This is a genomic window from Rhizobium sp. TBD182 (assembly GCF_001950375.1).
Lineage (GTDB): Bacteria > Pseudomonadota > Alphaproteobacteria > Rhizobiales > Rhizobiaceae > Agrobacterium > Agrobacterium tumefaciens.
In genome coordinates this window covers 156,122-164,339 of the sequence record NZ_BDLN01000001.1, presented here as the reverse complement: position 1 = coordinate 164,339, position 8,218 = coordinate 156,122, and the positions used below count along the sequence as shown (strand labels likewise).

11 protein-coding genes and 1 pseudogene are annotated in these 8,218 nt (G+C 57.3%); 8 read left to right on the top strand and 4 right to left on the bottom strand.

What is annotated here, in order from left to right; genetic code table 11:
* The 4 genes from T18_RS27235 to T18_RS00885 all read left to right on the top strand — a co-directional run.
* Positions 1 to 236, top strand: a 236-nt coding sequence (locus tag T18_RS27235) for a hypothetical protein (RefSeq protein ID WP_210187533.1), incomplete at its 5' end; no start/stop codon positions are given.
* Entirely contained in the window at positions 233 to 790 is a 558-nt protein-coding gene (locus tag T18_RS00900) for a PAS domain-containing protein (RefSeq protein WP_038491289.1), read from the top strand. The genes T18_RS27235 and T18_RS00900, both read left to right, overlap by 4 nt.
* A 183-nt stretch (positions 791 to 973) precedes the next feature.
* Positions 974 to 1,591, top strand: a complete 618-nt coding sequence (locus tag T18_RS00895; RefSeq protein ID WP_038491291.1) for a PilZ domain-containing protein — start codon at positions 974 to 976, stop codon at positions 1,589 to 1,591.
* 755 nt (positions 1,592 to 2,346) lie between these two features.
* Entirely contained in the window at positions 2,347 to 2,955 is a 609-nt protein-coding gene (locus T18_RS00885; RefSeq protein ID WP_019566128.1) for a transglutaminase-like cysteine peptidase, read from the top strand.
* Positions 2,956 to 3,051: 96 nt separating this feature from the next.
* On the opposite strand, the gene T18_RS00880 is transcribed toward T18_RS00885, so the two are convergent.
* Positions 3,052 to 3,489, bottom strand: coding sequence for a DUF1489 family protein (locus tag T18_RS00880; RefSeq protein ID WP_013636312.1), 438 nt, complete (start codon positions 3,487 to 3,489; stop codon positions 3,052 to 3,054).
* A 65-nt stretch (positions 3,490 to 3,554) separates the two neighbouring features.
* Complete coding sequence (locus T18_RS00875) at positions 3,555 to 4,958, bottom strand: L-serine ammonia-lyase (protein ID WP_013636313.1); 1,404 nt, start codon at positions 4,956 to 4,958, stop codon at positions 3,555 to 3,557.
* On the opposite strand from T18_RS00875, the gene T18_RS27090 reads away from it, so the two are divergent.
* Both T18_RS27090 and T18_RS00865 read left to right on the top strand, forming a co-directional pair.
* A complete protein-coding gene (locus tag T18_RS27090; RefSeq protein WP_019566127.1) occupies positions 4,957 to 5,223 on the top strand; it encodes a hypothetical protein in 267 nt (88 codons plus the stop codon). The genes T18_RS00875 and T18_RS27090 overlap by 2 nt on opposite strands.
* A 390-nt stretch (positions 5,224 to 5,613) precedes the next feature.
* The gene (locus T18_RS00865) at positions 5,614 to 5,964 is read left to right on the top strand and encodes a hypothetical protein (protein ID WP_003515702.1); all 351 of its coding nucleotides are present in this window, start codon (positions 5,614 to 5,616) and stop codon (positions 5,962 to 5,964) included.
* 1 nt (position 5,965) lies between these two features.
* Here T18_RS00865 and T18_RS00860 read toward each other — a convergent pair whose 3' ends face one another.
* Positions 5,966 to 6,733: a phosphodiester glycosidase family protein gene (locus tag T18_RS00860; protein WP_038491297.1), complete on the bottom strand. Its 768-nt coding sequence runs from the start codon at positions 6,731 to 6,733 to the stop codon at positions 5,966 to 5,968.
* A gap of 134 nt (positions 6,734 to 6,867) precedes the next feature.
* A complete protein-coding gene (locus T18_RS00855; RefSeq protein ID WP_003515706.1) occupies positions 6,868 to 7,029 on the bottom strand; it encodes an entericidin A/B family lipoprotein in 162 nt (53 codons plus the stop codon).
* A gap of 192 nt (positions 7,030 to 7,221) precedes the next feature.
* Between T18_RS00855 and T18_RS00850 the strand changes: the two genes are divergently transcribed.
* Together T18_RS00850 and T18_RS27405 are read left to right on the top strand one after the other, a co-directional pair.
* Entirely contained in the window at positions 7,222 to 7,998 is a 777-nt protein-coding gene (locus tag T18_RS00850; protein WP_038491300.1) for a formyl transferase, read from the top strand.
* 105 nt (positions 7,999 to 8,103) lie between these two features.
* Positions 8,104 to 8,218: pseudogene (locus T18_RS27405) on the top strand (methylenetetrahydrofolate reductase); the annotation flags it as partial.

Sequence of the window (8,218 nt, the reverse complement as noted above, 5' to 3'; positions counted from 1 at the left end):
AGGGGCAGTACGGCCTGCGCGCCCGCCGTAAAATTACGGGCGAAAGCATCAATTGTGCTGACTGGGAGCATGTCCCCGACATGGCCGCAGCGATGCCACGACCTTGGTCGTCGCGCAATCTCAACCATTTGTTAACCTTAACAAAATCGGTTGGCATGAAATTCGCTACACCACAAGTAACAGACGTTCGGATGGACATGATGTCCCAAAAACGAACATGGAGAAAGATGCTATGAAGAGCATGGCCGGACTGGAGATATATGCCTATTGGGACGCGCTGCGCGGCAATAAACCTGCGCCCCGCCGAGAAGACTTCGATCCCGCAAAGCTGAAACATCATCTCGGCGACCTCTTCATCCTGGTGGACAAGGGAGAAAGGACGCCATTCTTCCGCCTTGCAGGCACGCACCTGTGCGACCTGTTCGGCCGGGAATTGCGCGACAGCCCGTTCTCGGATCTGTGGCCGGCGGCAAGTGCCACCTTCCCCTGCCGTGTCGCACGCGGCATCCTGCAACATCAATTGCCCGTGGTGTTCGATATCGAAGCGGAGGACGACCATGGCGCGGCGCCGCTTGCTTTCGAAATGCTGCTCTTGCCGCTAAGTTCGGATAATGACACAGCCCCGAGATTGCTCGGAGCGCTGCTGGCGGAGCGGCCCCGTCACGAATTCGCAGCACCGATCAGTTGCCTCGTCATGAAAAGCAGCCGCCTGCTACGCATGGATATCGCGCCGACAACGTATTCTACGAATGCGCGAACCGCTGTCATGCCGCATGCGGTAACCCGCTGACTGCCGCATCCCACCCCGCATGGTGAGGGTGGATCGCGTATGATCGCACCGGAATTTCGTACGAAATACGTCAAAGCTGTAACGATTTTGACGATTGCAAAAATTGTAAGGGTTAAACAATACAGTCTGTTAACCCGGGCGGCGTAGAGATTTGTCATCATCACTGGTTACAATTGCGCTGCCATGTTCTCATCACGTTCGGTCAACATTGCCCAAACCCTGCGTCCGGTTGAAGAGGTTCACTTCGACGATCCCGTCCGTGTGTCCTTCACCGGCCGCCTCATGTTGCCCGATCACCAGGAATATGATTGCACCGCAACCGAGATGACCGCCGAAAGAGCGCTGTTCGCCTGCTCGGGCATTGCGCGCAACGGTGATCGCGTCATCTCCTATCTCCAGCATATCGGTCGCATCGAAGGAACGGTTACGGCGCTTACCGCGTCAGGCTTCGTCATTGCCATCAATGCGCCCGAACGCAAGCGGGAAAAGCTGGCCGCCCAGCTCGCATGGATCGCCAAGCGCCAGCTGCTCGGCCTGCCGGAAGACCGCCGCCACGACCGCCTGACACCACGCAATACCCGGGCACATCTGATGCTGGAAGACGGCGTGCTTCTCGCCTGCCGGCTGATCGACCTTTCCTTGTCGGGCGCAGCCATCGAGATCGAAAACCGGCCTCCACTCGGCACCAGGGTCCAGCTTGGCAAGAACATGAACGGCAAGATCGTACGCCACTTCATGGAAGGCGTTGCGGTCGAATTCGACCGGGTCCAGTCGCCCGACGCCCTGATCGAATTTCTCTAGGTCATTTCCCGTAATACAGTGGAGCGGTATGTCCGTGCGGCAAGTGCGGCATTCGCCAGATCTTGTCACGGCAATCGCTTTCCGGCGCTCCGGCCGTGAGCCGGAATACATTCAGCCCAGGTCTCTTGGCCGAAAGAGCTTTTCCCGCCACGCAGGCGCACATCGATCCGATTCCGGCTCAAGGCCGGAATGATGGGAGCAGACTGCTCTCGTCTACAAAAATGCCGCTCGTGCATTTGCGCTGACAGTCTAAAATACTGCTTTCCAGCACTTTGGATTCCGTTGAAGCTGACTTCCGTGCTATCCGGTCAGAGTGCCCGGCGCGCTCCATTTCGCGTTAGTTCTCGCGCAAAACCGCACTGGAAAATCCCGCTCCAGGCATTTTTTCCAAGAAAAAAACAGTTTTCTTGAAGTTTTTTTCGCTGCCTTTTTGCCCTGTCCCGACTTGAAACACCAATCCCAAAACGGGAAATCCGCGTCTTCGATACGCTCCGCGGCCTGACTACCCAGCATCGCAAAAATATCTCTGTGCCAAAAAACGCTTTCAATACAGCGGCCTAAATGGCTACCAAAAACCTAAGGTCGAGATGCGTAAAATTGTAATAAAATTTGCTTCAAACACGCGTAAAAACTAACTCGAATACAGTTCAAAACAAGCGCTAATTTGCTGAAATATAAGCTCAAATTGACACGCGCATCTTTCCGCGGGGTCAAAATATACATGCGAGTGTCTCCTCAACACGGGGAGACAAGCAATGAACAAAAACAACCGTTTCGGTTTCTTTCTGATCGCATTCATCGTCAGCGCCATCGCCCATCAGGCCAGCGCTTCGCCATCCGCCGCCATGCGTGTGATCGGCAAGGCCAACCCGCCGATCGGCCACTACGAGTTCTGCCAGACCTATCAGAGCGAATGCCAGCCGACATCGCTGGATAACGGCCCGATGAAACTGACCGAAGAGCGCTGGAAGACGATGCTCGACGTCAACTATACCGCCAACACCACGATCACGCCGATGACCGACATGGAAATCTACGGCGTCGAAGAGCGCTGGGCCTACCCCACCACGGTCGGCGATTGCGAAGATTTCGTGCTTCTGAAGCGCAAGATGCTGATGAACAAGGGCTTCTCCGCCAACAACCTGCTGATCACGGTTGTTCTGCAGCCGAATGGCGAAGGCCATGCAGTTCTGACCGTTCGCACCGATCGCGGTGATTTCGTCCTCGACAACATGCGCAACAAGGTCATGAACTGGTCGGAGACCGAATATACCTACCTGAAGCGTCAGGACACCGCCAATCCCGGACGCTGGGTGAAAATACAGGATGGCCGCGCTACCACTGCGGTTGGCGGCATCAACTGAAGCCACCCAAACCCAAGCAAATACCGTCTCCCCAAATGAAAAAGCCGGCTCCGCGAAGGAAGCCGGCTTTTTCATTTCAATCACGTCCATTGACGATCAGAGCAGGCCTAGCTCGGCCAGTTCCCGCTTGAGGTCGGAGGGCATCTCCTCGCCGCCGAAATCACCGCCGCCGAGATCGCGTGGGGCCTCGTTGTCCTTGAGATAGCGCCAGCCCTGAAACGGCCGCTTCGGCGCAGGCGACGTCTCGATCACCTCGGGGCCGAGAATGAGATCGCAGCGGGTAATGCCGTCGTCGCCCTTGAAGGAACGTATGTCGAGAAGTTTCTGCCGTGCCTGCACCTGGCCCTTGATGACCCAATAGAGCGAACCGCCTTCCAGCAATTCGTCAAGCCGTTTCGGGATCATCCGCGTGGTGTGGACGCTGTGCGGCTCAAGGCCAGCGGCGATCGCGGTCAGCGAGCGATGCGCGACCCAGTCTCTCAAATCCTGGAGTGAATCCGCGCCGACGCAAAGTTTTATAAGATGTAGAGGCATATGCTTATCAATGCCTTTTTGCGGCGGGCGTCAAGCATGTGGACCATGCCTGACGCCCTGCCCGCTCAGCATTCCACAACGTTGACGGCAAGACCGCCGGTGGAAGTTTCCTTGTACTTGTCGCTCATGTCGTTGCCGGTCTGGCGCATGGTTTCGATACAGGCATCGAGCGGTACGAAATGCTGGCCGTCACCCTTCAACGCCAGGGAAGCCGCCGTTACCGCCTTCACCGCACCCAGCGCATTGCGCTCGATGCAGGGCACCTGCACCAGACCGGCGATCGGGTCGCAGGTCATGCCGAGGTGATGCTCGAGCGCGATTTCGGCGGCATTCTCCACCTGTTCGGGCGAACCGCCCATGACGGCGGCAAGGCCTGCGGCCGCCATGGCGGCAGCGGACCCAACCTCGCCCTGACAGCCGACCTCGGCACCTGAAATAGATGCATTATGCTTGATGATGCCGCCGATTGCGGCCGCCGTCAGCAGGAAATCGCGAACATCGTCAACGGTCGCATCCTCGTGGAAATGCCGGAAATACCGGACTGTGGCCGGAACGACGCCCGCAGCGCCGTTGGTCGGCGCTGTCACCACGCGCCCGCCCGCAGCATTTTCCTCGTTCACGGCCATGGCATAGACGCTCAACCAGTCATTCGCCATGACAGGATTGAGCCGGTTGCTGCGCCATTCCTCATTCAGCTTCTCGTAGATGGAGCGGGCACGGCGGCGCACCTTCAGGCCACCCGGCATGATGCCGTCCACCTTCAGCCCGCGCTCGATGCAGCCGTTCATCGCCTCCCATATCTGGTCGAGGCGCTCGTTCAGCTCGTCGCGGGAGATTACCGTTTCTTCGTTTGCGCGCTTCATCTGGGCGATGGTGCGGCCGGAGCGGCCCGCCATCTCAAGCATTTCCCGCGCCGTGGCGAAAGGATAAGGCACACGCGGACCATTATCGATGGTCTTGCCGCGCTGCTTGATCGCTTCCAGTTCCGTATCGGTCACGACGAAACCGCCGCCGACGGAATAATAGATGCGCTTGAGAAGCAGCCTGCCCTGATTGTCGAAGGCGGAAAAGGTCATGCCGTTGGCATGGCCGGGCAGCGGGTTCTTCTTGTCGAAGACCAGATCCTCGGCTGGGTTGAACTCATAGGAGGGGTGGCCGGGTGGCGACACGGTACCGGCCTTTTCAACCTTTTCGATGATCGGGTCCATGGCGTCGGGGTCGACGAGATCCGGCCGCTCGCCCGTCAGGCCGAGGATGACCGCACGGCCGGTGCCGTGGCCAATGCCGGTAAAGGCAAGCGAACCGTGAAGGCTGACCTTCAGGCGCGACACGGAAGCACCCGCCGGACGCGGCCATTCATCACCGAGGATCAGCGCAAGAAAGCGGTTCGCCGCCGTCATCGGCCCCATCGTATGCGAGCTGGAAGGACCGATACCGATCTTGAAGACGTCGAAGACCGAAAGAAACATGAGGCTTACCTTGAATAAGAATGGATTCCACCGCCATCATATCCAAAGCCGCGACGGATCGCCACAAAAGAGCGGCACCGGCTTTTGCAGCTGCGACATACAGGCCGCAGAAACGAAAACAGCACGGTTTCCAGAGGAAACCGCGCCGTTTCAAAACCCGTCATTCATGAGAAGTGCTTATGGGCTGCCAAAAATGTACGTCAATGCGAGAAATGCGGCAAAGCCTGCAAGCGCGCGCAAGGTGACGGCCCAACAGGATTTCTGAGCGGTTTCTTCCATGATTACTCCAGCTATTCACTCTCCGGGCGATCTTCAAGACCGGGCCCGTTGGGGGAAGCATTTATTAAAATCCGGCGCAGAACGCAAATGCAAAAAGCGGCTAAATGAAGGCGTTTTTGACGGGCTGCCATTCGTCAGTTGCATAGGTGTGTGAAAAAACAAGGCTTTAGATCGAGGCTTTCGGGTTACCCCTTTTTGCTGTTCGCCTCAATTTGAACCAAAGTGTAACTGGTTTATGAAGGTTTCGCACAAACGCCTGTTGAAGCCAGCGGCAATCGGCATTCCAGAGTTGAATTTCGGTGTTCGGACTGTTGTGCCTTGAAAGCCTTTCGGCTCTGCCTTATCGACAGAAAACGGCAACGGGATTCGTCATTACATGCAGCAGGCATCATCTTTTCCGGACCGCGAGACGGTCGCATCGAAACTTGCCTCGCTTGCAAGCGAGGACAAGGCGTGGGTGCTGCTTTTGATGGAAAACGTGTTGCAGGATGAAAACCTGCTGGCCGGCCTCAATCTCTATCTCGATCAACAGGCCAATGCCCGCTTCCTCAACAGTCTGAAACTGGAGACATCAGGCGAATGGCTGGGCTGTAACGCCCCTGCCCGCCTGCAGATACGCATCACGGAAGCGGCCAAGGCCAGCCAGCATCCTGCCTATCTGGCCTTCCGCAAGGGACTGACGGCATCGGCAGGCCTCGAAAAAGCCTACCCCAAGGCGCCGATCTGACTTAGTCAGGCACCCTGTCGACGACAGCGATAATTGGCCCCATGGGAAACAGGGAATCGCGCCTTTTCATCGCAGGAATGTCGACACTGGAAATCGTCCCGTCGAGATACAGCGCGTTTGGCGCATCCAGCGCATCCCTGAACAACGTCGCGAAGTCGTAAAAACGCACGGTGTTTTCCGAAATCGCGAAATGCACCGTGCCGTCGCGCGACACGCCGACGCCGTTGCGGCGTTTCAGGCTGTCGCTATCGGGCAGAAATCGCGGATGCAGCTTTCCATCGATCACCAGCATCGGGCCGGACTGGGTGGCAAAATCCGGCTTCAAGCCGGCAGAGACATAGGCCCGCGTTTCCAGAACGCCCGCCATTGCACCCTTCAGATAAAACACGCCATTCGGCAGAAGATGGAAATTGCCCCACCCGCCGCCGGTAATAATCGGCGAACGTTCGACGCCGTTTTCGACAAAGAGGCCAACGGGAGAATAGTCGGAATGATACATGCCGCCATTCATGGCGAAGACGCTGAACATGTGCTGCCGCCACAGGGCGGAGGGGAGATCGGAGAAGGAGCGATATCCCTCACCCGAGACATGATCGCGGTCGTAAATCCGGATCATGCTTTTCGCCGGATCGAAACTGCAGACGATGTAACGTCCGCCCGCATGCTCCATGGTTTTGCAGAAATCCACCTGTCCGCCCGCCTTAGCCGAAAACGGCAAAAGCAATGGCAGCAGCAAGCTAATCAGTCTTTTCGTCACCAGTCTTTTCATCAACGCCCGCTCATGCCCTCTCGCCCCATCTTAGTACGGCGCGATTCTTACACATGAACTGTGACGGTGAAATCAGGTCAAAGAAAAGGCGTCCCCTTCATTCAGGGAGACGCCAGACCTTGGAGGGGAGAGACTTAGCGACGCGCGGCGCGGTCTACGCTACGACCTGCGTCCTGCGTGGCGTCCACTGCATTTGCCGTATCCCGGCCAACGCCGCGAATGGTATTACCGCAGGAACTCAAGGTCACGACGGTCAACAAAGCCACGAAAACTGTCGAAAGAATACGTGTGATCATTTGAAATAACTCCCCTATGACTTGCCGTCCAAAGGCAAGCGCCGATGTGATATGCGTCACAATAACGTGAGCATTGGAAATCGGTTCCACCGGCGTTTGAAAAAATCCCGTCGGTGAAAATTAACATGGTTTTGAACTTCGCGAGGGAAACTCGGGCGCAGGGATCATGATCGGGAAAATCGTGTGGGTGACATGACTGAGATAAACAATCGGCTACTGGTGATGACGGCGGGGGGGCTGAACCCCAATGTCATGATCAATGCGCTGGCCGCCCGGTTTCCGGATATCCATGTCATCGTGGAGCAGGCGGAAAGCAAATCGGCCATTCTGAAAAGACGGGCGCGGCGGCTCGGCTGGATGACAGCCGCAGGCCAGATGGCGACGATGATCGCCTCCCGGCTCGGCAAACGCTTCACTGTTCGGCGCACCAATGAGATCATTGCCGAACATGGCCTCTCTGCCGATCTCGGCCAGGCAGTTCCTGTTACACACGTTGCCTCCCTGAACGACGAAGAGTGCCACAAGGCCATCAACACCTTGCAACCGGCGGCGATCTTCACCATTTCCTGCCGCCTTCTGACACCGGCAACCCTTAAAGCCCTGCGCTGCCCGGTCATCAATTTCCACGCCGGCATCAATCCCGCCTATCGCGGCCAGATGGGCGGTTATTGGGCGCTGGTGGAAAAGGACCGGGGTAGTTTCGGTGCGACCGTGCATCTGGTCGACAAGGGCGTGGATACCGGCGCAACCCTTTACGAAAAGCGGCTGAAGCCCTCGCCTTCCGATACCATTGCCACCTACCCCCTGCTTCTGACCGCCGCCTCGGTCGATATTGCGGTCAGCGCTATCGAGGACGCCCTTTCCGGCAGCCTTGCGCCGCAACCGCCCTTGCCTGGCAAATCGGTGCTGCGGTTTCCGCCGACGATCTGGACATGGCTGTGGAACGGCCTCACCAAACGTGTCTGGTGAGGACAACCACCCATTGCCGCCAGCCAAACAGATGAAATCAAGCTTCGTCGCAGATGCAGGGCTGTCTTGCCGCAACAGGCAAAGACGTGGGCAAAAAAGCGGTGCATGATAAGGAAAAGGACCAAATTCAAATTGCACGATATCTCGACCTCTCCCGCCATTGCCGCCTCCATTGAAGCCTCACCCGCACAGGTGCTCGGCCCGGCAAGTCTTGCCGGTC